This is a genomic window from Pseudoalteromonas sp. 10-33 (assembly GCF_001469195.1).
Taxonomy (GTDB): Bacteria; Pseudomonadota; Gammaproteobacteria; order Enterobacterales; family Alteromonadaceae; genus Pseudoalteromonas.
The window spans coordinates 83,076-107,111 of record NZ_LOFI01000025.1 but is presented as its reverse complement, the minus strand read 5'-3'; the positions used below and the strand labels follow the sequence as shown (position 1 = coordinate 107,111).

The window sequence follows — 24,036 nt, the reverse complement described above, 5'->3', positions numbered from 1 at the left end:
TGTTGTTTTACCAATTTATTATTGTTGTTATTCATGGGCAATTTAACTTAAAAAACACGCAATTGTTAAGCTTGTCGCTTAAAATTATCTAAAATAATCCCTGTTGCCATAGCAACGTTGAGCGATTCGGCCTCGCCAAATGCAGGAATTGTTATTTTATCGGTCACTAAACCCGCACAGGCTTCGCGTATCCCATGAGATTCACTGCCCATTAGTAAAACACCCTCACCACTGAATTGTGTTTTATGCACACTTTGACCATCTAAAAACGCGCCATATATTGGCAAGTTTAAAGTCTTTAAATATTCAGGTAATTCAACTTGGCTTACAGATACTCTTACAAACGACCCCATAGTGGCACTAATTGTTTTTGGGTTATAGGCATCGGCGCTGTCTGTGCTAGTCACAATATGTTTAACCCCATACCAATCAGCAACTCTGATAATAGTACCTAAATTGCCTGGATCAGACACGCCATCAAGAGCCAATATTAACCCATTCATATTGGGTAAGTCGGCTTTGGGCATATCAACAATTGCAATAGCTGCATTATTACTTACAAGGGTGCTCGCTTTAGTCAACGCCTCTTCGTCTGCTTCAATGATGTGGGTGTTTGGAAAACGGCTTTGATGAGCATTTATAAACGCGGAAGTTGCAAATATAACAACTGCGTTTAATGAACTATTTAACAACTCAAGTACGTTTTTTTCGCCTTGTACAAGGTATTGATTATATTGCTTTCGGTACTTTTTTTGGCCAAGTTGGCGAATAAGTTTGAGTTGGTTTTTTGAAATCATAACAGCCCCATAAAATTATCCGCTCAGTATAACAGAGTTCATTATAAAAAATGTATCACCTAGTTTGAACACACCTTATAGTGAGAAAAAACAGCTAAATGGGTCAAACAAACGTCACACCTTGTATGTATTAAAAGCGCTATTGCTGTGATAAATATTGAGTTTTGCACTTAAAATCGGTAAATTAACAAAAAAACAACATGGAATGGCTTTTAATGGAATCAATACACCCAACCCCTTCACAATCAAACGAACCGATCGCGAACCCACTTACCCCACTATCTAGCTCCAAAGTGCAATTTAGTGGCAAAGGCGGTGAGTTTTTTGGTATTTGGATAGTAAACATATTACTTAGCGTACTAACATTGGGCATTTATTCTGCCTGGGCAAAAGTGCGTACAATGCGCTATTTTTATGGACATACTCGTATTGACGGCCACAGTTTTGACTACTTAGCCACTCCTATGCAAATTTTAAAAGGTCGTATTTTAGCGGTTATTGTGTTTTTAGCTTACACCTTTGCTGTCAGCTTTTTTCCACTCGTAGGCTTTATATTTGCGATTGCTTTTATTTTTTTAATGCCGTGGATCATTAACCAAGGCCTGCGCTTTAATATGCGTATGACCCGTCATCGTAATGTGCGCTTTGCATTCAAAGGCAATTACGGCGAAGCCTTTGTCAACTTTATACTGTTACCTATAGCCAGTGTTTTTACACTTTATTTATTAATGCCTTATGTTTTAAAGCGCATAGATACTTACATCCACAGTAATATTAGTTACGGCAATAAACCATTAGCCGTAAAGCTCAAAGGTGAAACTTACTACTTAACAGCGCTTATTTGTTTTGTGGTGAGCTCTATCACCATGGTGATATTTATGGCTATTTTAGGACTCTTTGGACTTGATTTACTCAATGTTGAAAATCAACAAGCGGCTCAAGACCCAGCCAAAATGGGAATTATGTTTGGTGGATTAATGATTGCCTATGTTGTAATGATTGCCATAGTAACCGCAGTGTGGAAAGCGGCCATTCGAAATCATATTTTTAATAACAGCCAATTTGAAGATGTTGCATCGTTTAAATCTGAACTTAAACCTATTCCTTATGCCATTTTACTTTTAACCAACATGTTAGCTATTGTGTTTTCATTGGGGCTTGCTTACCCCTGGACACAAATTCGTACATCAAAAATGCTTGCTGAGGCCACAACTGTTGATATATACCCTGGCGCATTAAACTTAATCGATACAACGCAAGAGCAGCAGTCATCCTTTGCCGAAGAAGCGGCTAATGTATTTGATATTGATTTATCGCTAACATAAGAGTTTATTATGAACGTTCAGGGGCATTATTTTCCAAACGCTTCGAGTAACTACCAGCTGTGTGTTGCTACAGTTAGTGGCTCACATGTTGAAATTAATCACGGTGGTCACGCACCTGTTCGTTATGCAATTAATGAACTCAATTTAAGTTCAGCAATTGCCGGTATTGCCGACGAGCTAAGCTTTGATGATGGCGGTCGCTTCATTCCGCTTGACACAGAATTTAGGTGGCCATTTAACGCTAAAAGTCATCACTCATTAGAGCGGCTTGAAAAAAATAAGTGGGCTATTATAGCGGCAATTGTAGTTACACCGCTTTTTATGTGGTTTATGCTATACAAAGTTGTGCCCGCAATTGCTGTGTACAGTGTTGATACCCTACCACATAGCGTTGTTGAACAAATGGGTGAGCAAAGTTTTGCTGTAATTAAAAAATTGGCTCTCGACCCAACCGAGTTACCTGCCGAGCAACAAGCCACAGTGCAGCAGCATTTTAATACCATGCTTGATGCGCTTGCACTTGAAAAGTCGGTGTATAGGCTTTCGTTTTATAAATCCCAAAGCTTTGGGGCTAATGCGTTTGCACTCCCTCATGGCCGTATTGTGGTCACTGATGAATTAGCTAATTTACTAGCCGATAAACCCAATGCGCTAAAAGCTGTGTTACTTCACGAAATAGGTCATGTCGTCCACCAGCATAGTGTTCGCATAACAGCACAATCGGCTGCCAGCACAATTGTACTTGCCGTTATATTTGGTGATTTAGAAGGGATTGCAGAAGTCGCTTTAGGTACGGGGGCATCGTTTGCTCAACAAGGATTTTCACGAGATATGGAACGAGAAGCCGACAGCTATGCATTAACTCAATTAGAATACTTAGGCTATTCAAGCAACGATTTTGCCGATGCAATTGAAGCATTACAGGGTGCGCATACCACTGAGAACGAACACCTTAAAAAGGTGAATAACTTACTCGAATATTTATCGAGCCACCCCAGCTCACAGGAGCGAATAGACAATGCTAGGAAATAACCGCGGTTATATACAAATGGCACGCTATATCGTGGGGCTGAGTTGGATGTATCATGGCTTTTTTCCAAAGATTTATCATATCGCCCCTCTTGAAAAGTTAATGACTGGCAGTGCAGGTTATTCTGAACAGGTGTCTGATTTAATTACGCGTAGCGCAGGTATTGCTGAGGTTATTTTTGGGCTGTTACTAATTATATTTTATAAAAATAAACAGCTAGTTTGGTTAAATATTTTCTTATTATGCGGCCTGTTAGGGGCCGTTGCGCTCATGCAGCCTAATTTGTTAATAGAAGCATTTAATCCAGTTACTACCAACTTACCGCTTATTGCCTTGAGCTTTATATGGCTGAAAGAAATAAAACTATTGAGTAATCGATACCTCTAAATAATAAAAGAGGATTTACATCCTCTTTTATTATTGGGGCACTTTAGAGTGAGTACTTATTTTTATGTGTCCACAAATGCAATAACTCGCTCGCAATGGTTGCTGCGGCAATAGCGGTAAGCTCACTTTGATCGTACGACGGTGATACCTCTACCACATCCATACCCACCATATTTATACCTTTAAGCGCGCGCAGTATTTTAAGCACTTTATCTGATGTTAAACCACCACAAACCGGTGTGCCTGTACCTGGTGCAAATGCCGGGTCAAGGCAGTCTATATCAAACGTTAGGTAAACGGGTAAGTCGCCTACTCGATCACGTATTTGCGCTGCAATGTCATTGGCATGCAAATCGTTAGCTTGCATTGCATCAATCACTGCAAACTCATGCTTTGATTGGTCAAAGTCGGTACGAATACCTATTTGGATACTGTGCTCTACATCAATCAGCCCTTCCATGGGTGCATGATAAAACATAGTGCCGTGATCAAAACGCGAACCATTGCTGTATGTATCGGTGTGCGCATCAAAATGAACCAAGGCCATTTTGCCGTGTATCTTTGCATGTGCACGCAACAGCGGAAGCGTTACAAAGTGATCGCCCCCAAGCCCTAACAAGGTTGCACCTTGGCGAAGTATTTGCTCTGCGGCCATTTCTAGCTGTGCAGTAAAATACTCAGGATCGCCCACCGGATAAGTAAAATCCCCTGCATCTGCAACCGTTAAACGCTCAAACAAAGGAAATGTCCACGGGTATTTAGTGTCTTCCCAGGCTAAATGTACCGAGGCTCTGCGAATGGCATCGGGCCCTAAGCGAGCACCGGGACGGCCCGATGTTGCTAAGTCAAACGGTAAGCCTAGTACAACGACGTCTGCATCAATGGCATTAATATTTTGCACCATAGGACGACGTAAAAACGTCATCCCGTTTGAATACAACGAGTGGTCAACATGACCAAACAAGCTAGACATTGCTTATAACTCTTCTAAATAAGTGTAGCCATTAAGGCCGCTTTGCAACTCGTCTAAAACGCTTTGCTGTTCTTTTTTATCTATTTTTGCAGACACTAACTGCGCATACGACTGCTGAAAGCTCTCAACATCTAAATGTACATAACGCATCATATCAGCTACGGTATCGCCGTGATTTATTTCGCTGATACTGGCAACGCCTTGCTCATCCATGTTGATAATGGCACTGTGCGTATCGCCAAATAAATTATGCATATCACCTAAAATTTCTTGGTATGCACCCACTAAGAAAAAGCCCATTAGGTAAGGTTTATCAGCACTGTACTCAGGCACCGGTAATGTGCTTTCAATGCCTTGGCCATCAACATAGTGCTCAAGTGCACCGTCTGAATCACAGGTTATATCAAGTAATACAGCACGTTTTTTTGGTGCTTCGGTTAAGCCACTTAATGGCAATACCGGAAACACTTGATCAATCCCCCACGCATCAGGCAATGATTGAAAAAGCGAAAAGTTTACAAAAAACTTATCGGCTAAACGCGCATTTAACTCGTCAATAATCGGGCGATGAAAACGGTTTTTGTTATCCATGTGTTTGTTAAGCTCATAACAAATACGTAAGTTAACTTGCTCTGCCCACGCACGCTGCGTTAAATCTAAAAGCCCTAGCGCAAACTGGTTATGCGCCTCTGCTAAGTCGCCTTGGCTATCGTGATAAATTTCAATGAGTGCACGGTCATCAGTTAAATCGGTTAACTGAACAAACGAGGCCCACATATTATTTAATAAAAGTGGTGCATCTGCTGCAGGCGCTTTTAGCTCCTCTGGTACGTAGCTTTCTGTGCCTATCACGTTTGAGATAAGTACCGCATGGTGCGCCGTTAGTGCACGCCCCGACTCAGAAATAATAGTCGGCATGGGTTGCGCGTACTGCTTACACGTATCGCCTATGGTGTACACAATATTATTTGCATACTCAGCTAAGCTATAGTTCATTGAGTTATGAGATTGGCTGCGCGTACCATCGTAATCAATCGCTAAACCGCCCCCTACATCTAAGCACTCAATGCTTGCGCCTAATTTGCGTAACTCACAGTAAAAACGCGCTGCCTCGCTTACACCTAAACGCACATCGCGAATGTTTGCCATTTGCGAGCCTAAGTGAAAATGCACAAGCTGCATTAAATCAAGCTGTCCGGCCTCTTTTAAACGATTCACTACATGCAGTACTTGCGACGCTGATAAACCAAATTTAGATTTTTCGCCGCCACTTGCTTGCCACTTACCTTTGCCTTGCGATGCTAAACGTACACGAATACCAATACGTGGTTTAACATTTAGCGCTTTTGCTTGGCTAAGCACCATGTCGAGCTCAGAAAGCTTTTCAAGCACTATGTATACTTTGTGACCTAGCTTTTCGCCAATAAGTGCTAAGCGCACATATTCTTTGTCTTTGTAGCCATTGCATACAATCACTGCACTGGTTTTTTCTGCCATTGCCAAAACAGTTAAAAGCTCTGGTTTGCTGCCTGCTTCTAGGCCTAATTGTTTTTTTTCTAATTCAGCTTGGCTTGCTACTATTTCTTCAACCACTTCGCGTTGTTGGTTTACTTTAATTGGGTAAACTAATAAGTAGTCTTTTGGGTAACCATAGTTTTCAATCGCGCTATTAAATGCACCACATAAACTGTGCACACGATGATGTAAAATTTGTGGAAAGCGCACTAAAGCTGGTAAGCTCAAGCCTTTTTCTTCTAGTTGTTTTGCAATATCTGTCAGTGCAATAGTTTGCTCTGGGGCGTGAGCCTTTGGCGCAACATACACATCACCTTGATCATTAATACCAAAAAAACCTTGGCTCCAATGACGAACATTGTAACTCGTGCGAGCTTGTTCTAGTGATGTTGTCTCTTTCATTTATCTTTCTCTTTTATTTAATGAATGCCGGTTCGGCCAAGTGCGCGCATTAAAAGAAAAATAGACTTTTAAGTCCAACAAGTATTTTTACTCGTAACGAGTGATTTTTAATATTATCAGTAAATAGTACACAGCATGATCCACAAGCCCTTACTTTATGGGGCCTAGTTGCAAATAATAATCAGATTAGTCACACGTTTATTTATTATGAGGAGAAATATAGGTCTGGTTTTAATAAAAAATTTATTCAGCTTATACGCATGGTTAGGGGGCTGCTAATAAAAAACTTTTTGTTTTATATTCATTATTTAATTTTGCTATGCCGAGTTTTTAACCATTAGCGTGAAAATTTAAATCTTCAAATTGATTAAGTATTATTGCGGATGGGTTTTAACAGCTAAATAGCAACAAATTAATTACTTAGCCTGAAATCTGCTTTAGCAGTTTGCTATTCAGAAATCAGGCTAATTAGCTACTGAAGCTAAAATCAATTATTTAACTAAGGCCACTTCGGCTAACTTCATTGTACTTTCGAACGACTTAGTACCGGCTATAAATAACCCATTATGGCAAAATACAGCGTCGTCTAAGCCTGTTTCAGCTTGAAACTCTTCATCAGATAAACCAGCCCACGCTTTAGGGAGTGACTTTCTATCTTCAAATGAGCCCGGCTCTACAGGTACTGTTTGTAGTATCCATTGACCTGAGTGTGAAGGATAAACCATGTACAATGCTTCACTTGACAAGATATGCACTGTTTTTTTCCATGGAGTGTATTTTTCAAGCACAATAACGCGTGGGTCTTCTGCACTTTCTATAGCTTCAGTTACAATTGCTTTTGCATTAACACTGCCACTGGCTGACGCTATAAATCGAGTCAACATACGAGAAGCAAATTCGACAGCCTCATCAAAGCACTTATCAAACTCAGGGCTCTCTTCCCACGTTGGGTTATACATTGAAATTGTTTGACTTAAACTTATGCCTTGCTGCACCCCTTCAACATGGCCACAATCAATTGCATCAATGGTTGAGACCAACCCGGCATCTACTCTGTCTGCAATTGCTTGGTTATTGCCACACAGTGATAAACCATACTTTTGCCACACCAAACCAAATGACGAGTACGGTATTCCATTTTCACGCTCCCCGGCGCCACCGCGCTGGTGGTGATCAAAACGCCCGGTATCTGGATCGTATTGCCCACCTACATCAATCACGATATCAGCATTATCCATAAGCGCTTTGTCGCGGGTACGTACTAAATTAAACGAAGGAAGTACATGTTTGAGCACCGCGATGCTAAATACATCATCGGCATGAAAATTACCATTGTGAGTAACTACTGTTAAATCGGTCGCTGAACTGGTGTCTTTATTAGAAAGGATAAGGAAATCTCGCTCTGTATTGCGTTAATTATGAAAACTAAAGGACGTTATGTGGTGAATTTTATACGAATGCGATTAACAAGAACAGGGTTCTTGTTGATCGTTTTGATATTGCGACTGAGCCTAGCCTAATTGCTAAGGCATGTTAATTTTGTATTTACAGTATCTACCTCTAAAAAGACTGATGCCAGTGTAAATAATCTTCAAAATGCATTGGTTTAGCAATTAAATAGCCTTGAATCATGTCAACGTTCATTGTTTTAAGTATGGTAAATTGCTCTTCGGTTTCAACGCCTTCAGCAACAACTGTTAAGCTAAGGCTTTTACCAAGGTTAATAATAGTTTGCACAATGCTAAATCCAGTGCCTTTGTCTAAAATTTTATCTATAAAGCTTTTATCTACTTTTAATTCATTCACCGAAAACGAGCTCAAATGCGTTAAACACGAGTAGCCTGTGCCAAAATCATCTATCGAAAAAATAAAACCTTGCTGTTTTAATTCATCAATTTGCGATATCACGCTGGCAATATCGCCGCTAAGCATAGACTCTGTGATCTCTAACTTAATATTCGATGGGTTAACGCCATAATCGTTAACAACATTTAATAATTCAGTTTTTAACGTCGTTGAATTGAACTGGACCTGGCTGATATTTATAGACACTTTAAATGAATCATCAATCAGCTGCTTGCTGTTAAGCTCATTTATTAAAATACAAATATCACGCAGCACGGTGTTTTGAAGTTTTTGAATAACCCCATTTTGCTCAGCGATTGGAATAAAGTCATTAGGCGCAATCAATCCCTTACTTGGGTGCTGCCATCTAATTAAGGCCTCTGCCCCCGTAATTTTTCCATTAGCGTTTATTTGCGGCTGAAAATAAGCACTAAATTCATCGTGTGCTATCGCTCTGACAATATCGGTTTCAAGCTCTGCCTGATTTTCTAGTAGAGCTTGTAACTCTGGATCATAAAAGCTGCAACTATTGCCATTTTTCATTTTAGAACGGTACATGGCCGTATCAGCAAATTTAAGAATGTTGTCGGTTAAATGATTATTTTTATCTATTAAACAAATACCGATGCTACAACTAACCTGGAAAGCTAAACGACCCACTTCAAATTTATCATAAAAGACGCTTTGTATTATTTTAGCTTTTTTTTCTGATTCTAAAATCGCGCTTTCGGTGTTATGACCAACATATTCAAGCAATATAATAAATTCATCGCCGCCAACACGCGCTAATGTATCTTGTTCACCAATAACACCGTTAAATCGTTTTGAAAGCTCTACAAGTACTTCATCACCTGCACTGTGACCAACTGAGTCGTTAATTCGCTTAAAGTTATCCAAATCTAAAAATAACAATGCACCGGTCACATTGCTTTGGTGTATATTCTCAACATAGACTGCTAATTTGTCGTTTAGCATTCGCCTATTTGGTAAACCTGTTAATGGGTCATAGAAGGCGAGTCTTTCTACTTCTTTTTCTGCTTTTTTTCTTGTGGTTATATCGCGGGCAACCCAAACAATATAACGCTGAGATGGGTTATCTGATTGGTAATCTTTAATTGGCGATGTACGACCTTCAAAAACCATTATTTTGCCGTCAATATCTAGCTCATATTCAAATACTTGCACATCATTTGTCAGCAATGTTTTATCTATTACCGCCATGATTGATGCGGCATCTTCTGCAGGCAATACATCGTTAATTTTTTTATTTACCAAGTCAGATTGTGATTTGTATAAAAGTGCATCAGTGGTGCCATAAATATCTATATACTCACCTTCTTCACTAATAATGAGGGTTAAATCGGGCATCACTTTTGTAAATGCCTCAAATTTTTCATTACTTTTTTCCAAATCATTGATCAGTTGATTAGCTTTTATGTACTCCTGGTTTTTTTCAAGCGCAATGCTGGTAAAGTGAACAAAATAGTCGATTAATTCAAGTTCGGAAGATGAAGGCTTTTTAGGTTTATCGTGGTAAATGGCAAAAGTACCTAAAATACTCGATTTAGTTGAAACAACAGGGGTAGACCAGCACGACCGTAATCCAAACTGTAAAGCGACTTCTTTAAAGTCTGCCCATAAAGGCGACTTAGCTATATCTTCAACAATAACGCGTTCGCCTGAATACGCAGCAGTTCCGCACGAGCCAACATTTGGACCTATATGAACCCCATTAATTGCTTGGCAATATCCATCATCAATGTTGGGGGCAGCGCAATGAAGTAGTTGTCCTTTATTTAGTGATAGGATTGAGCATTTAGCTGAATTTTCATCAATAAGCTCTTCTATAGACAAACATATCTCATCTAAAACGTCTTCAAAGGGAAGCCCTAGCGCTATTTTAGACAAAATATCTTGCTGATGGGATAACAACTTGTTTAACCTAACTGCTTCCATTTGACACCACACACTTTCATTGTTGTTTTTAGCTTAAAGATGTTTTTAAAAACAGTACAGTATTAAGTACCGAATAAAATTATTCGCTTAAGTAACGTAAAGTATAGTTGTAAATAATCGACTTTTACTGTTAATTAATGTTTTTTATACAATAATAAACAGCACAGCGTTAGCCTATAAAAACATAGGCGTTCAGAAATCTGCTTGTTATTGGCTTAAGCCAAGCTCCATAAACACACTTTGCGGGTTATCTTGATAAGAGCCAAAACAACCACAACGTTTAAACCCTAAATTTTCATATAATTTAATCGATTCAATTTGTTTAGGGCCGGTTTCTAACCTAATTAATGGGATCTCTTCTTCACCTGCGTAATGCAAAAGAATTTGCATTATTCTACGAGATAGCCCTTTTCCACGGTAACTTGGGTTTACATAGAGACGCCTTACTTCTGCGTAAGATGGCTCCCCTGATTGCATCACAATTGCCCCACAAGCAACAATCCCATCATCATTTTTTAAACCAATTGCATAAACATTAGGTTTATCAAGCTCACCTAACGTGAGAGATTGTGCGGTCGCTACTGGGTACAAAGAGTTTATAAGTCGGTCGATATCAGCAAAAACATTAATCACATCCTGGTCATTCGGTTTTAAATCAACTAACTGCATTGAGTATCTCAAATTTATATTAATTATATGTTGTGAAACTATACCGAATTGTAACAAATGAACAACCTCTGCATGTTGTTTTAACACAATTACAGGTTTAAATAATTCAGACTCAGTGCTTTCAAATTAAGAATTGATAAAAATACGTATACCTTGCTTTAAACACTTTGTTACGCAAAATAGCTGTTCAAAATTATTAAGCTATTTATACTAACTTGAGTTGTAAACATTGATTGAGGTTGTTGTGCAGATCATACAAGGTATGGAATATTTTTTTTCAGGGTTTAAATTAATCAGCCAAAAAGGTTTAAAGCGCTTTGTGCTCATTCCGCTTTTAATTAATATTTTATTATTTGGTAGTTCGCTCTTTTTTTTATTTGGCTGGCTTAGTGAAAGCTTTAGCTACATCAATAATATGCTCCCTGATTGGCTTAGCTGGTTAGAGTGGCTAATGTGGCCGATTGCGGTATTGGTCGTGCTATTTAGCTATAGTATGATATTTACAGTAATAACAAACTTTATTGCCGCTCCATTTAATGCACTTTTAAGCGAAAAAGTAGAGTTATACTTAACTGGTCAAAAAATTAATGATGACGGCTTTGCCGAGTTAGTTAAAGATGTACCTCGCATGCTTGCCCGCGAATGGACCAAGCTATGCTATTACTTACCACGAGCTATTGGCTTTTTTATACTGTTATGGATTTTACCGGTAATAGGCCAAATATTATGGGTTTTATTTACGTGTTGGATGTACGCGGTGCAATACGAAGATTACGCGTTTGATAACCATAAAATTAGCTTTAATGAGATGAAAAACGACTTAAAGTCTAAGCAAGGGCTTTCATACGGGTTTGGTTTTGCCGTTATGCTGTTAACAGCAATTCCAGTTGTTAACCTAATTGTTATGCCTGTCGCGGTATGCGGTGCTACGCGTTTATGGGTAGATAATTACCGCCCTAAGTACCGAAGCTAACTCTTAAATGAAGTTATTGCCTCAGTAACAGTGTGTATATAAAAATGGGCCTAGCGGCCCACTTTTATCGTTAATCAACTGTATAAGCTTTGAGGGACTTTAGTCACATTTAAATGTACCGTGATCTCTTCTCTATCATGGTATAAATGCTTAGCTTGTAATTCGTAGCTAATACCGTACTTAGCGAGCTCTTCTTTTATCATTGCTAAACATTCATACACACTGTCAAAGCGCTTTTTCATTGGTAACTTAAGATTAAAAATAAGCTCTTTTGCATAGGCATTAACAGCCCAATCAATCATTAGGCTTGTTACTTTGGTTGGCTTTTCTACCATGTCACATACAAGCCAAGTAATGTTTCTTTTCTCTGGGCGGTATTTAAAGCCATCTTCTCTAAAGTGCTTAACTTGGCCTGTTTCCATTAAGTCATCATTCATTGGGCCATTATCTATTGCATTAACAAACATCCCTCTGCGCACTAGCTGATATGTCCAACCACCTGGGCATGCACCTAAGTCTACACATCGCATACCTGCAGCAACGCGTGTTTCTCTTTGTTGCTCAGGTATAAACACGTTAAACGCTTCATCAAGCTTAAGTGTAGAGCGGCTAGGCCCGTCACTTGGCATGCGCAAACGTAAAATACCCATAAAATTGGCTGAATTGTTATAGCTGTATGAATAGCCAACATAAGCGGTATTATTTGCCAAAAATAACACATGCATAACAGGCCGGTTCGCTTTTGGCTCACGCAACACGGTGTTTTGTTTCTCTAGTGCTTTTTTAAGCGGTGTCGATATTTTTTTACAAAAGGTAAGTAGTTCTTTTCCTTCGTTTGTATCGGGTGTCTCTACTCGCAGTTCAGAGCATAACGGAAAATCCTTAGCTGCTTGCACAACAGCACCTACACGGTCTTCCAATGGCATATTTTCTAACAATGTGCCAGCAAACCATTGGCGAGCAAACACCATGTTTTTAAAATCTATTTTTTTGATTATTTCGTCACTATGCTGGGCTTCAAAACATTCATATATAACGTAACCTGTATTTGGTTTTGCTTTTACATACCCTGCAAACCCCTGCTCCGCAGCATGAAATGTTATTTCAGCAGCTGCATCGTTTTCAAACCCACTGCGACAATAAATCACAACACTAGACATAATAACCCTTAAACTTTTTAAAACTTAAATCGTGCAACTTGCACTAAAATGATAATCCAACCAACAATAAAGCACATTCCACCAAGAGGCGTAATTGGCCCTAGCCATTTCATTCCTGTCAGTGCTAATAAATATAAGCTGCCACTAAACAGCAACGTCCCTATTATAAAAAAGTGACCAGCCCAATTTAGGTTAATACCCCACTTTATGAGTAAAGCCACTGCAATTAATGCTAAACCATGCACCATTTGATACTCAGCAGCAGTTTTAAACACACTTATCGAATATTCTGATAGACGGTTTTTTAGTCCGTGAGTGGCAAAAGCCCCCAACATAACCGAAAGCATACAAAATAAGCTTCCCGTCATTAAAAATAGTTTTGTCATTATTTATCCAATATTTTTTTTATAAACTGTACTGTGCTTGAAGCTGCTATTTGACGGTTTTCTAATTCAGTAATTCCACTTTTTTTACGCGGTTTTAATGAGTGATCACCGTCAGTTAGCCATACAAAATTTGGCTGCTTTGGCATAGACAGGGTTTTTAGCTCTTCACGAGTACCAAATGTATCTCGCTCACCTTGTAATACTAAAAAAGGACAATTAACATCAGCAAAATGCTCTGTGCGCAGCTTTTCTGGTTTACCGGGTGAGTGAAATGGGTAACCAAACGCAATAACCCCTTTAACAGGCTGATTTGTTGTGCATACGAGCATAGATGCCATTCGCCCGCCCATTGATTTACCGCCAATAAACAATGGCAATTTATACTGAGCATGCGTTAATACTTGCTCGTAGTAAGCAAGTAACTTGGGTGCACGCTCCGGCGGGCGTCGCTTATTAGTTTGTTTGGCAATTTGCATATATTCAAAATCAAATAAACCAACATCAACACCTTGATCACTGATCAGTGCAGCCACGTGCTGCATAAAATCAGAATCACTGCCAGCACCAGCACCATGAGCAAAAATAAACTGTGCTATTGCGGGTTGGCTTTGACTTTTAAACCATTCAATCATGATTAATACTCTTGCTCTTGTTCAACCAAACTTAGCATCCATTCTTTAAATGACACTATTTTCCCCAGTTCAGTTTGTGACTCACGAAGCACTAAATAGTAAGCGTTTTTACTTTCTAGACTATGGCTAAATGGAATAACTAATCGCCCTGCATCAATATCTGGTTTAGCTAACACACTATTCCCAATTGCAACGCCTTGGCCATGAACAGCGGCTTGCAGCACCATAGAAGAGTGGCTAAATATAGGCCCTTGATTTACTTGTACATTACGTACACCTGCAGTTTTCATCCACGTTTTCCAATTTTTACGTGTAGTGTCATGCAATAAGGTGTGCTGTGCTAAATCACTGGGTTGATCAAGCGGTTTAGGACCACTCAATAACATAGGGCTACACAATGGCACTAAATACTCTGTATGTAGCTTATAAGCTTGCACCCCATTCCAGTGGCCGCGCCCATAGTAAATAGCAATATCAACATCATCGCTTAACGAATTTTCGTCTTGGTCTTGTGCTTTTATTCTTACGTCAATCTCAGGGTGTAATTCATTAAATAAACTTAAACGAGGCACTAACCATTGAATAGCAAAACTAGGGGTTAAACTTACCGTTAATGAGCCTTTAGCCCCTCGCGCAAGTAACTTTTCAGTGGCATCAATAAGTTGCGTAAAAATTTCTTTAATATCTAAAAAATAGCCTTGGCCTTCTTCCGTTAATAATAACGAGCGATTTTTTCGTAAAAATAGCTTTAAACCTAAATGTTCTTCTAGTGTTTTTATTTGATGACTGACAGCTGCTTGCGTTACATAAAGCTCTTCTGCGGCTTTAGTAAAGCTTAAATGCCGCGCTGCAGCTTCAAATGCTTTGAGTGCGTTTAATGGGGGGACTCGTCTTGACATAATAACCAAGCTTTGAATTAGTTTTTCTTATGCATGAATTATATACCCATGACGAGAAAAGAGTATATTTAAGGTGTAAAAAAAGCGACTAAAGTCGCTTTTTATTATGCGGTCACTTTTTATAAGTCGCTAGCGCTGGTATCTAACGGCGCAAAACTCTTGACCAAATCATCTACCGCCTTCATTTGTGATAGGTAGCCTTCTAATTTACTTAGGGCTAATGCACATGGTCCATCACACTTTGCTTCATTAGGGTTTGGATGTGCTTCTATAAATAAACCAGCGATCCCCAAAGCCATTCCGCTTCTGGCAAGTTCTGCGGCTTGAGCACGGCGGCCATCCGCTGAGTCTGCGCGACCACCTGGGCGTTGCAGCGCATGCGTTGCATCAAAAATCACTGGTGCCATTGCTTTCATGTCATCCATACCTAACATATCAACAACCAAGTTATTATAACCAAAGCTAGAGCCACGCTCACAAAGTGCAATATTATTATTACCAGCCTCATTAAATTTAGTAATGATGTGGCGCATTTCATGTGGTGCTAAAAACTGCGGCTTTTTAACATTAATAATGGCACCTGTTTTTGCCATAGCAACAACTAAGTCTGTTTGACGAGCTAAAAAAGCGGGCAACTGAATAACATCAACCACTTCAGCAACCGGCGCCGCTTGATGCGGTTCATGAACATCGGTGATTAGTGGAATATTAAAGGTGTTTTTAATTTCTTCAAATATTTTTAAACCTTCTTCCATTCCCGGACCACGGTACGAGTTGATTGAAGAACGATTAGCTTTATCAAATGATGCTTTAAACACATATGGTATGTTTAGCTTAGTCGTCACTTCTACATAATGCTCTGCAATGCGCATGGCTAAGTCGCGAGATTCTAAAACGTTCATACCACCAAATAAAACAAACGGTTTATTGTTTGCTAATTCAATATCATTAATTTTGATAATTTGATCTTTCATTTTAATTCCTTAAGGTGCAACTGCTTGCAACATTAATCCACAAATATAAGCCATGTATGTACCCACTCCGTAACCTAATACAGCCAGTAAAACACCGACAGGCGCAAGTGAAGGATGAAATGCTGACGCAACAACAGGAGCAGACGCAGCCCCTCCCACATTAGCTTGTGAGCCTACTGCCATATAAAAAAGCGGTGCTTTAATTAATTTTGCAACAAGCAACATTAAACCAGCATGTACTAGCATCCAAATAGCGCCCACTAAAAACAAGCCCGGGTTATCAAAAATAGCAGTTACATTCATATGTAAGCCAATTGAGGCAACTAAAATGTATAAAAAGCTTGAGGCGACTTTAGATGCACCAAATGCTTCAATCTGTCTTACTTTAGTAAAAGACAAACTAATACCAATGGTCGTTGAAATGACTATTAACCAGAAAAACTTACTGGTTAAACTGTACTCTTTTGCCCACGCATAATTATTAGCGAAAAACGGCCCTAAAAAGTCTGCGCAAAAATGGGCTAAACCAGTAATACCAAATGCAATAGCAAGTAATGTCATGTAGTCATTCAGTGTTGGCATGCGCGCATGCTCCGCATGGTATTTTTCAACACGCTGCTTTAAATCTTCAATGGCGCTGGTGTCTGCTCCCGTAGCAGCATCAATTTTCTTGTGATTAGCTGCCATTAGTAACAAAACTGCCATCCAAATATTAGCCACTATTACATCAACGGTGACCATCACTGAAAAAATATCGCCGCCAACCTCAAACATTTCTTTCATTGAGGCTTGGTTTGCCCCACCGCCAATCCAGCTTCCTGCTACAGTTGTCATACCGCGCCATACGGCATCTGGCCCATGCCCACCTACAATTGTAGGGTCTACCGCGCTCACAACTAAAATTGCGAGAGGTCCGCCGATAACAATACCGAGCGTTCCGACTAAAAACATAATAAGAGCTTTAGGCCCTAAGTTTAAAATTGCTTTTAAATCAATGCTAATAGTTAACAGTATTAAGCAGGCCGGTAATAAATAACGCGAAGCCACGTAGTACACATTCGATTTATTGCCATCAACAATACCAAACGTATTAAGCAAAGAAGGTAAAAAGTAGCAAAGTAATAAAGCCGGTACATATTTATAGAACGTTTTTAATGCTCGGCGCTCGCTGTTTGAGGTTTTAAATATAAACCCCAAAATAACGGCGAGTAAACCAAGCACAACTGCATCATTAGTGATTAATGCGCTTTGTGTTTCAACCATGGTATTTCCTAATATTAATGGTGAGTTTTATTATTATCTTCTAATTCTTCAATTTGGTGCTGGATGATTTCTATTGCTGGATCATCTGGGCATTCATCTACAAAAAATTGTAGATCATCTCGGGCCATTTTAGGGCAATCGAGCTGATTTAATAAATATCCTCTGTCACGTCTTTCGTAAGGGTCGTCGCCAATTAATTCCATTAACATTTCAACGCATGTTAATGCATGGCCAAATTTGTTCTCGCTGATGAATGACCACTTTTGTTGTGCTAAGAAAACCTTATAAACTTCATCGTCAAAAATAAGTTCCAATGGCTCTTGTTCTTGCCCGTCTGCTTCATCAGCATTTTCAGGAATAATATACCAGCTTTGCTGGCCGCTACTTGGCTCAACCAAATAGCCTTCTTCATCGCTCATAGCAATGTGTACACCTATATCGCCTTGATTTAGGCTCATACTGGCGTCTAGCTTAGCCTGCTGTAAAAAATGACAAAGTAAAATTGCCAGAGTGGTTGGCGAGCCGCTACGCATAGTTAACGTGTAACTTAAGCTATTTAGTTTATGCTCAGGTACTTTTAAACTCGAAGCGCTAAATAGCCATGCACTGTAAAAGGTGTCTAGTAACTTATCTAAGCGTTCATGAGAGTCGGGTACAGCAACACATAGTGCATTAATTTGTTTTTCAAAATCAGCAAGAACATCTAAAGCGGCTGTTAAGTCTAGTTGAGGATCCCATTTCGATTCAGCCTTAATGCAGCGATAAATTGCCGCAGGGGTAAAGTCATCGTAAGCATCATCAATATAAGAGTCATCGTGTTCATCAAACCCAAAAGTGGTCATCAATACTGCAACATTTCTAGAAAACGAACGCGTAGTTTACCTAATTCTGCCAATATATTCCAATATCGAAATGTACTTGATCAAATCAATGGAGGAGGATATTCGAGCCTCAGAGATACTAAAGCTCGGTAAATTTATTTTAGGTTTAAAGTAACAATGCTGACTTAGCTGTTGCCAAGTAACCAATAGCTAAAATAACAAACGTATTTACAGTAAGGTACGACATTTTAGCCAAAAAGTTAGTTTGTTTTGCGCTAATAACACCGATGGCAATATACGCGATAACCAATATAATTTTTTCTAGTAGCCAAAATTGCTCAAATGGATTAATTTTACCCATGAACATTAGTGTAAATGCAGAGATCAAAAGTAGCGTATCTATACCGTGACTGCCAATAAATACTATTTTGTTCCGAGCTAGCTTACCACTTCCAATTCTCGAAAAAGATCGAATATAAAATAAAACGACACTCAGTACGGCTATTGCCATGTGTGAGTGTTTTACTGCTAAATAATCCATATGCCTCTGTTCTTCTAGTTATAAAGTTAATCGGGGTAACGTTTAATAATTGTTTCAAGTTCATTGAGATTTTCGTTAAAAACGTCAACTAATTTTGGCTCAAAGTGCGAGCCTTTTTGCGAGTTTATTTCTTCTACTACGCGTTCAAGTGTCCATGAGTCTTTGTAACAACGCTTATGCCTTAATGCGTCGTAGACATCAGCCAATGCTACAATACGACCAAATATGTTAATTCGGCTTCCCTGTAAGCCTTGAGGGTAACCTGTGCCATCCCACTTTTCATGATGCTCTTTGGCTATGGTAGCCCCTGCACTCACAATTTCGTGAGCAGACCCTTTTAAAATCCCGTACCCTTTGTCTGTGTGAGTTTTCATTACTTCCCATTCGGGGGCATCAAGCTTTGCTGGTTTATTTAAAACCGAATCGGGTATACCTACTTTACCTACATCATGCAAGGGCGCAGCCAATCTAATTAAATCGGCTTGTTGTTTTGATAATCCATAGCCAATAGCAAGTGCGTGGCAAATATGTGCTACACGTTTTACATGATTGCCTGTTTCAGTAGAGCGTTGCTCAACCGCCTCACTTAATCTGTAAACGAGTTCTTGCTGGGTGGCTTCTATTTCGCATTGTAGCTGAACATTTTCAAACGCTAATTGCACATTTTGGGCAAAAATCTCAACTAAGTTTCGTTGTGTATCTGTCAAAGCATTTGGAATGCCAGTAATGAACAACATCGAACTATGGTTATATTCACTGCTGCAATAAGCAAATAAATAATTGTCTTTGTAAATAATAGTCTGATTAGCTAAAGCTTCTTGGCATGCACTTAGTTGTTCTGCATGAAGAACCTCTTCTAAGTTTTTACCTTCGCTTTTTTCAAACTCACCGGTACCTGAGCAAATAATCATTTTATTATTTTGAGATGCCGGATTTTGTGCCACAAGCGTAGTGGCGTACATAGCTTGATCTGAAATGCCGAGTAAAGATGTAAGTTGTTGCATTACACCTTCAATAAAATGCTCAATTGAATGCGCAGAAAATATATTACGCGAAGCGGTTATTATTTTTTCAAGACCAATCCGCGACTGCTCTATTGAAATAATGTCGCGGTAAGAACGAAGGCTTGACATAATCACAGTAAATAACTTTTGCGCTGTCAACTCGGTTTTCGATTTGTAATCGTTAATATCATAATTAACAATAACTTGGCGTTCTGGTGCTTGTCCTGGTTGACCGGTACGTAAAATAATACGAATGTGGTTATTTTTTGCGGTTTCACGAATATATTTTACAACTTGTAAACCTGCATCGTCCGTTTCCATTACAACATCAAGTAGAACGATTGCAGCATCCTTATGCTCATCGATTAGTTTTTTAGCTTCTGCGCCTGAATAGGCACTTATAAATTCTAGACGTTTATTTTGGAACTCAAAATCACTCAATGCTAATTTTGTAACTGCATGAACTTCAGGTTCGTCATCAACAATTAATACTTTCCAGGTGCCCAAATCAGTATTGTCTACCGGTACCTCTGGCTCATCTGAAAATAAAAAGTCACCCATCATAATTAGAATTCCTACATGACACATTTAACACACGGATGCAGTAATAATTAAACTTATTATGGCCACTGTGCGAGCGTTACACGGTCATTTTCACCAAGATCTTTTATCGTTTTAATATTAACAAAAGCCATCGTTTTAAAAAATTCACGTACAGCAAAACCTTGGTCATAACCGTGCTCTATTAGAAGATAGCCACTAGATAGCAAATAGTCACGTGATTGTGTAATTATTTGTTTAATATCAGACATTCCTGAATCTTCAGCAACTAAGGCAGATAAAGGTTCAAACCGCACATCGCCTTGAGCCAAATGTTCGTCACTGCTTTCTATGTACGGTGGGTTGGTAACTATAAGATCAAAATATTCATTATTAAGTGAGCTAAACCAATTGCTTTGTTTAACACGCACATTACTAATTTCTAAACGCTGTTGATTACGAGTTGCAAGCGCTACAGCATCACTTACTCTATCTACCGCTGTAATATCCCAACGAGGCATTTCACTGCCCAATGCCAATGCAATGGCGCCCGTTCCCGTGCCCAAGTCTAGTACTTTGGCCTGCTCTGGGATCCCTAGTGTAAGCGCTACTTCAACTAAGGTTTCTGTGTCTGGGCGCGGAATTAACGTTGTTGCATTCACTTCTAAGGTTAAACTCCAAAACTCACGTTGCCCTGTAATATGCGCGACAGGCTCGCCGTTCAATCGCCTAGCGCAAAGAGTGTCAAAGGTGTGTTGTTGCTGTTCACTAAGCAACCTTTCAGGCCAAGTAAAAAGGTAACTACGAGGTTTATCAAGAACATGAAGAAGTAATACTTGCGCGTCTAATTTTGCACTATCGCTGCTTTGCACTAATAATTTAGTGCCAGCAGCGACAGCTTGTTCAAGGGTTTGCGTCACGATTACTCATCGCCCATTGCAGCAAGTAAATCAGCTTGGTGCTCTTGCATTAACGGATCGACAATCGCACCTAAATCGCCAGCAACAACTTCATTTAAGCGGTATAACGTTAAATTAATACGATGATCGGTAATACGACCTTGCGGGTAATTGTAAGTACGAATACGTTCAGAACGATCACCACTACCTACTAAATTGCGGCGTTCAGACGCCTCAGCAGCATGACGCTTTTCATCTTCTGCTTGCTGTAATCGTGCAGCAAGGACTGACATCGCTTTTGCACGGTTTTTGTGCTGAGAGCGCTCATCCTGACACTCAACTACCACACCTGTAGGTAAATGCGTAATACGAATTGCAGAGTCGGTTTTGTTTACGTGCTGCCCACCCGCACCAGATGCTCTAAAAGTATCTACTTTTATATCGGCGGTGTTAATTTCAATTGCTTCAGCTTCTGGGATTTCTGCCATTACCGCCACGGTACAGGCCGAGGTATGAACACGACCTTGCGACTCAGTTTCTGGTACACGTTGAACACGATGAACACCAGACTCAAATTTAAGTTTACCGTAAACACCTTCACCACTAATGTTAGCAATAACTTCTTTGTAACCACCATGTTCACCTTCATTAGTGGTTACAACTTCTAATTTCCACTTTTGTGTTTCGGCAAAACGGCTATACATTCTAAATAAATCACCAGCAAAAATAGCGGCCTCATCGCCACCTGTGCCCGCACGCACCTCTAAAAATACATTGTTATTATCTTTAGGATCTTTAGGCAGCATCAACACTTGGATTTCATCTTCAAGTGTTAGTATTTGTGCTTTTGCCTCTTTGTACTCTTCTTGCGCCATTTCGCGCATATCTGGGTCTGAATCTTTTAACATTTCTTCAGCACTGGCTAGGTCATCTTTTGTTTGTTGATATGCTAAAAAAGTTTTAACAATTTCTTCAAGCTCAGAATATTCTTTTGAAAGACCACGAAAGCGATTTTGATCGCTAATAACCGATGGGTCGCTTAAAAGTCCTTGAACTTCTTCGTAGCGTTCTACTAGCGTTTCTAATTTATTATAAACAGACTCTTTCATTTAACTGTTATTCCTGGTCAATACCTAACATTTTTTTCAACTGATTTAATTGAGCAACTTCACCTTTTTTAGCCGCATCTTGGATTGCACGTGTAGGCGCGTGCATTAAGCGGTTGGTTAATTTGTTGGCCAATTCTAAAATTACTTTTTCTGCATCTTTACCGTTAGAAAGCTGACTAACCGCTCTTTCTACTAATTCAGACTTAATTGTTTGAACATCATTTCTATAGTGGCGGATTAGCCCCACTGAATCGAGTGAGCGCATCCACATGCAAAACTCTTTGGTGCGCTCAGTAATAATTATTTGTGCTTGCTGTGCAGCTTGTTCTCGTGCTGCCATATTTTCACTTACAATCGTTTGTAAATCATCAACCGAGTAAAGGTACGCTGCATCTAAATCCCCCACTTGGCTTTCAATGTCGCGCGGTACCGCAATATCAATAAACAACATAGGCTTATTCCTTCGCTGTTTAAGCGCCTGTTCAACAACACCTTTACCAATAATGGGTAAGGTGCTGGCCGTTGAACTTATTATAATATCGGCGTTATGCAAACGCTCTGGCAACTGCGCGAGTGCAATAACGTCTGCAGATACTTCATCGGCTAAATTGCGGGCTCGTTCAATGGTTCTGTTTGCTACGGTAATATTTTGGGGCTCGTTTTGATACAAATGCTTAGCCACAAGCTCTATTGTTTCGCCTGCACCTATTAATAGTACATTCGTTTTATCTAGTTTACCGTAAATGTGTTTGGCTAAGTTTACCGCCGCAAATGCAACCGATACCGCACTGGCGCCTATATTAGTTTCAGTTCGGACTTCTTTAGCAACCGAAAATGTTTTTTGAAACAAACGATCAAACGTAACACCCACTGCATCATGAGTTTTTGCACTATTATAGGCTTGCTTAATTTGCCCTAAAATCTGCGGCTCACCTAACACAAGTGAATCTAAGCCACAGGCTACACGCATTAAGTGATTAATTGCTTGATTGCCTTCGTGGCAATAAATGTTCTTACTCAGTTCTTGTTCATCTAAACCGTGGAAACTAGCAAGCCATGCTAACAGTGTTTGGGAATTTTGCTGAGCAAGGCTACAATAGATTTCTGTTCGGTTACAAGTCGACACAATCACAGCTTCATTAAAGTCGGCATGCCCACTTAATTGCTGTAGCGCCTCTGAAATTTGCTCAGGCGAAAAAGCCACTTTTTCACGTAGTTCTACGGAAGCGGTTTTGTGATTTATACCTAGTGCTATTATGGTCATATTTGCCAAATATTGCTGAGCCCTACTTTAAAGGCGGCAATTTTACCAAAAATCATCGGAATATGGAAAGTAAGGAACAACATTTGATTCGACATTATGTAATTTTAATCATAACATTTTTGTTTTTAGGCGGTTGCGCGCAACAATTATCAGATAAAACAGTTGTTTATGATAATTGGAAAGGTCAACTTACCAATCAAAAAACTTGGCGTGTGCAAGGCAAACTTGCTTTTATCAGCCCCGATGAGCGTCAATCTGCAAACTTAAATTGGCAGCAACAAGAAAATAGCAATAATTTAGTGCTGACCTCGTTTATTGGCACACGTATTTTACAGCTTAAGCAATCACGCGATATTGCCGAACTTGAATTCGACGATAAAGTTTACGTCGATAGCAACGCATCGGCCCTACTAAAACGTTTAACGGGTTTTGCATTACCGGTCAATAATGCAAGCGATTGGCTTAAAGGAACCATCGATTCACACACCTTAAAGGTAGACGAGCTTGGCCGAGCCAAACAAGTACTATGGATTGATAACGAAGGGAAGCAATGGCAAATAAATTACACTAATTATATACAAAGTGCAGGCTTTTGGTTACCCACAAATTTGACACTCAAGCACCAAAAAATAAGAATTAAAATTCAACTTTACGACTGGCGATTTAATTAAT

The 24,036-nt window shown here is 39.5% G+C and carries 23 protein-coding genes; 5 read left to right on the top strand and 18 right to left on the bottom strand.

The window, feature by feature from the left end:
* Positions 1–65: 65 nt before the first annotated feature.
* Positions 66–797: an RNA methyltransferase gene (locus ATS76_RS14505; RefSeq protein ID WP_058552666.1), complete on the bottom strand. Its 732-nt coding sequence runs from the start codon at positions 795–797 to the stop codon at positions 66–68.
* Between the two features lie 215 nt (positions 798–1,012).
* Here ATS76_RS14505 and ATS76_RS14500 point away from each other — a divergent pair, with 215 nt between their 5' ends.
* The 3 genes from ATS76_RS14500 to ATS76_RS14490 are packed head-to-tail and all read left to right on the top strand — an operon-like array spanning position 1,013 to position 3,539.
* Complete coding sequence (locus ATS76_RS14500) at positions 1,013–2,122, top strand: YjgN family protein (protein WP_058552665.1); 1,110 nt, start codon at positions 1,013–1,015, stop codon at positions 2,120–2,122.
* Positions 2,123–2,131: 9 nt separating this feature from the next.
* Complete coding sequence (locus tag ATS76_RS14495) at positions 2,132–3,154, top strand: M48 family metallopeptidase (RefSeq protein ID WP_058552664.1); 1,023 nt, start codon at positions 2,132–2,134, stop codon at positions 3,152–3,154.
* Positions 3,141–3,539: a DoxX-like family protein gene (locus ATS76_RS14490; RefSeq protein WP_058552663.1), complete on the top strand. Its 399-nt coding sequence runs from the start codon at positions 3,141–3,143 to the stop codon at positions 3,537–3,539. The genes ATS76_RS14495 and ATS76_RS14490 overlap by 14 nt, the downstream gene beginning before the upstream one ends.
* A gap of 43 nt (positions 3,540–3,582) precedes the next feature.
* Here the strand turns inward: ATS76_RS14490 and speB are convergent, their stop codons facing one another.
* The 5 genes from speB to ATS76_RS14465 all read right to left on the bottom strand — a co-directional run bounded on the left by speB (position 3,583) and on the right by ATS76_RS14465 (position 10,899).
* Positions 3,583–4,512: an agmatinase gene (gene speB / locus ATS76_RS14485; RefSeq protein WP_058552662.1), complete on the bottom strand. Its 930-nt coding sequence runs from the start codon at positions 4,510–4,512 to the stop codon at positions 3,583–3,585.
* A 3-nt stretch (positions 4,513–4,515) separates the two neighbouring features.
* The gene (speA, locus tag ATS76_RS14480; RefSeq protein WP_058552661.1) at positions 4,516–6,429 is read right to left on the bottom strand and encodes a biosynthetic arginine decarboxylase; all 1,914 of its coding nucleotides are present in this window, start codon (positions 6,427–6,429) and stop codon (positions 4,516–4,518) included.
* A gap of 491 nt (positions 6,430–6,920) precedes the next feature.
* Positions 6,921–7,817: an MYG1 family protein gene (locus ATS76_RS14475; protein ID WP_058552660.1), complete on the bottom strand. Its 897-nt coding sequence runs from the start codon at positions 7,815–7,817 to the stop codon at positions 6,921–6,923.
* 172 nt (positions 7,818–7,989) lie between these two features.
* Positions 7,990–10,230: a sensor domain-containing phosphodiesterase gene (locus ATS76_RS14470; protein ID WP_058552659.1), complete on the bottom strand. Its 2,241-nt coding sequence runs from the start codon at positions 10,228–10,230 to the stop codon at positions 7,990–7,992.
* Between the two features lie 207 nt (positions 10,231–10,437).
* Positions 10,438–10,899: a GNAT family N-acetyltransferase gene (locus tag ATS76_RS14465; protein WP_058552786.1), complete on the bottom strand. Its 462-nt coding sequence runs from the start codon at positions 10,897–10,899 to the stop codon at positions 10,438–10,440.
* Positions 10,900–11,161: 262 nt separating this feature from the next.
* Between ATS76_RS14465 and cysZ the strand changes: the two genes are divergently transcribed.
* Positions 11,162–11,872, top strand: a complete 711-nt coding sequence (gene cysZ, locus ATS76_RS14460) for a sulfate transporter CysZ (RefSeq protein WP_201023512.1) — start codon at positions 11,162–11,164, stop codon at positions 11,870–11,872.
* 74 nt (positions 11,873–11,946) lie between these two features.
* Here cysZ and rlmM read toward each other — a convergent pair whose 3' ends face one another.
* The 12 genes from rlmM to hemA form a co-directional block, all read right to left on the bottom strand.
* The gene (gene rlmM, locus ATS76_RS14455) at positions 11,947–13,032 is read right to left on the bottom strand and encodes a 23S rRNA (cytidine(2498)-2'-O)-methyltransferase RlmM (RefSeq protein WP_058403356.1); all 1,086 of its coding nucleotides are present in this window, start codon (positions 13,030–13,032) and stop codon (positions 11,947–11,949) included.
* Positions 13,033–13,049: 17 nt separating this feature from the next.
* Positions 13,050–13,418 (bottom strand): DUF423 domain-containing protein, encoded by a 369-nt coding sequence (locus ATS76_RS14450; RefSeq protein WP_058552657.1) that lies wholly within the window; start codon positions 13,416–13,418, stop codon positions 13,050–13,052.
* Positions 13,418–14,050, bottom strand: a complete 633-nt coding sequence (locus ATS76_RS14445; RefSeq protein WP_058552656.1) for an alpha/beta family hydrolase — start codon at positions 14,048–14,050, stop codon at positions 13,418–13,420. Before ATS76_RS14445 ends, ATS76_RS14450 begins: the two co-directional genes overlap by 1 nt.
* A 2-nt stretch (positions 14,051–14,052) precedes the next feature.
* Positions 14,053–14,949, bottom strand: a complete 897-nt coding sequence (locus ATS76_RS14440) for a transcriptional regulator GcvA (protein ID WP_006794510.1) — start codon at positions 14,947–14,949, stop codon at positions 14,053–14,055.
* Positions 14,950–15,068: 119 nt separating this feature from the next.
* A complete protein-coding gene (gene kdsA, locus ATS76_RS14435; RefSeq protein WP_006794509.1) occupies positions 15,069–15,923 on the bottom strand; it encodes a 3-deoxy-8-phosphooctulonate synthase in 855 nt (284 codons plus the stop codon).
* A gap of 9 nt (positions 15,924–15,932) precedes the next feature.
* On the bottom strand, positions 15,933–17,186 hold the full coding sequence (locus ATS76_RS14430) for a DUF819 family protein (RefSeq protein ID WP_058552655.1): 1,254 nt from the start codon (positions 17,184–17,186) through the stop codon (positions 15,933–15,935).
* A 14-nt stretch (positions 17,187–17,200) separates the two neighbouring features.
* Positions 17,201–18,028, bottom strand: a complete 828-nt coding sequence (locus tag ATS76_RS14425) for a tetratricopeptide repeat protein (RefSeq protein WP_058552654.1) — start codon at positions 18,026–18,028, stop codon at positions 17,201–17,203.
* Between the two features lie 145 nt (positions 18,029–18,173).
* Complete coding sequence (locus tag ATS76_RS14420) at positions 18,174–18,548, bottom strand: SirB2 family protein (RefSeq protein WP_058552653.1); 375 nt, start codon at positions 18,546–18,548, stop codon at positions 18,174–18,176.
* 26 nt (positions 18,549–18,574) lie between these two features.
* Positions 18,575–20,116, bottom strand: coding sequence for a response regulator (locus tag ATS76_RS14415; RefSeq protein ID WP_201023510.1), 1,542 nt, complete (start codon positions 20,114–20,116; stop codon positions 18,575–18,577).
* A gap of 56 nt (positions 20,117–20,172) precedes the next feature.
* The gene (gene prmC / locus ATS76_RS14410) at positions 20,173–21,012 is read right to left on the bottom strand and encodes a peptide chain release factor N(5)-glutamine methyltransferase (RefSeq protein ID WP_058552652.1); all 840 of its coding nucleotides are present in this window, start codon (positions 21,010–21,012) and stop codon (positions 20,173–20,175) included.
* Positions 21,013–21,014: 2 nt separating this feature from the next.
* Positions 21,015–22,100, bottom strand: coding sequence for a peptide chain release factor 1 (gene prfA / locus ATS76_RS14405; RefSeq protein WP_058552651.1), 1,086 nt, complete (start codon positions 22,098–22,100; stop codon positions 21,015–21,017).
* Between the two features lie 7 nt (positions 22,101–22,107).
* Entirely contained in the window at positions 22,108–23,364 is a 1,257-nt protein-coding gene (gene hemA, locus ATS76_RS14400) for a glutamyl-tRNA reductase (protein ID WP_171034624.1), read from the bottom strand.
* Positions 23,365–23,447: 83 nt separating this feature from the next.
* Between hemA and lolB the strand changes: the two genes are divergently transcribed.
* Positions 23,448–24,035 (top strand): lipoprotein insertase outer membrane protein LolB, encoded by a 588-nt coding sequence (lolB, locus tag ATS76_RS14395; protein WP_082664356.1) that lies wholly within the window; start codon positions 23,448–23,450, stop codon positions 24,033–24,035.
* Position 24,036: the final 1 nt, after the last annotated feature.

Bases quoted from the DNA above. Each gene is read 5' to 3' on its own strand.
- rlmM (WP_058403356.1), bottom strand. From the start codon at position 13,032: ATGTCTAGTGTTGTGATTTATTGTCGCAGTGGGTTTGAAAACGATGCA.
- speA (WP_058552661.1), bottom strand. From the start codon at position 6,429: ATGAAAGAGACAACATCACTAGAACAAGCTCGCACGAGTTACAATGTT.
- ATS76_RS14495 (WP_058552664.1), top strand. From the start codon at position 2,132: ATGAACGTTCAGGGGCATTATTTTCCAAACGCTTCGAGTAACTACCAG.
- ATS76_RS14445 (WP_058552656.1), bottom strand. From the start codon at position 14,050: ATGATTGAATGGTTTAAAAGTCAAAGCCAACCCGCAATAGCACAGTTT.
- ATS76_RS14420 (WP_058552653.1), bottom strand. From the start codon at position 18,548: ATGGATTATTTAGCAGTAAAACACTCACACATGGCAATAGCCGTACTG.
- cysZ (WP_201023512.1), top strand. From the start codon at position 11,162: ATGGAATATTTTTTTTCAGGGTTTAAATTAATCAGCCAAAAAGGTTTA.
- ATS76_RS14490 (WP_058552663.1), top strand. From the start codon at position 3,141: ATGCTAGGAAATAACCGCGGTTATATACAAATGGCACGCTATATCGTG.
- speB (WP_058552662.1), bottom strand. From the start codon at position 4,512: ATGTCTAGCTTGTTTGGTCATGTTGACCACTCGTTGTATTCAAACGGG.
- kdsA (WP_006794509.1), bottom strand. From the start codon at position 15,923: ATGAAAGATCAAATTATCAAAATTAATGATATTGAATTAGCAAACAAT.
- ATS76_RS14430 (WP_058552655.1), bottom strand. From the start codon at position 17,186: ATGGTTGAAACACAAAGCGCATTAATCACTAATGATGCAGTTGTGCTT.
- ATS76_RS14450 (WP_058552657.1), bottom strand. From the start codon at position 13,418: ATGACAAAACTATTTTTAATGACGGGAAGCTTATTTTGTATGCTTTCG.
- ATS76_RS14415 (WP_201023510.1), bottom strand. From the start codon at position 20,116: ATGATGGGTGACTTTTTATTTTCAGATGAGCCAGAGGTACCGGTAGAC.
- ATS76_RS14465 (WP_058552786.1), bottom strand. From the start codon at position 10,899: ATGCAGTTAGTTGATTTAAAACCGAATGACCAGGATGTGATTAATGTT.
- ATS76_RS14470 (WP_058552659.1), bottom strand. From the start codon at position 10,230: ATGGAAGCAGTTAGGTTAAACAAGTTGTTATCCCATCAGCAAGATATT.
- ATS76_RS14505 (WP_058552666.1), bottom strand. From the start codon at position 797: ATGATTTCAAAAAACCAACTCAAACTTATTCGCCAACTTGGCCAAAAA.
- prfA (WP_058552651.1), bottom strand. From the start codon at position 22,100: ATGAAAGAGTCTGTTTATAATAAATTAGAAACGCTAGTAGAACGCTAC.
- ATS76_RS14500 (WP_058552665.1), top strand. From the start codon at position 1,013: ATGGAATCAATACACCCAACCCCTTCACAATCAAACGAACCGATCGCG.
- hemA (WP_171034624.1), bottom strand. From the start codon at position 23,364: ATGACCATAATAGCACTAGGTATAAATCACAAAACCGCTTCCGTAGAA.
- ATS76_RS14440 (WP_006794510.1), bottom strand. From the start codon at position 14,949: ATGTCAAGACGAGTCCCCCCATTAAACGCACTCAAAGCATTTGAAGCT.
- ATS76_RS14425 (WP_058552654.1), bottom strand. From the start codon at position 18,028: ATGACCACTTTTGGGTTTGATGAACACGATGACTCTTATATTGATGAT.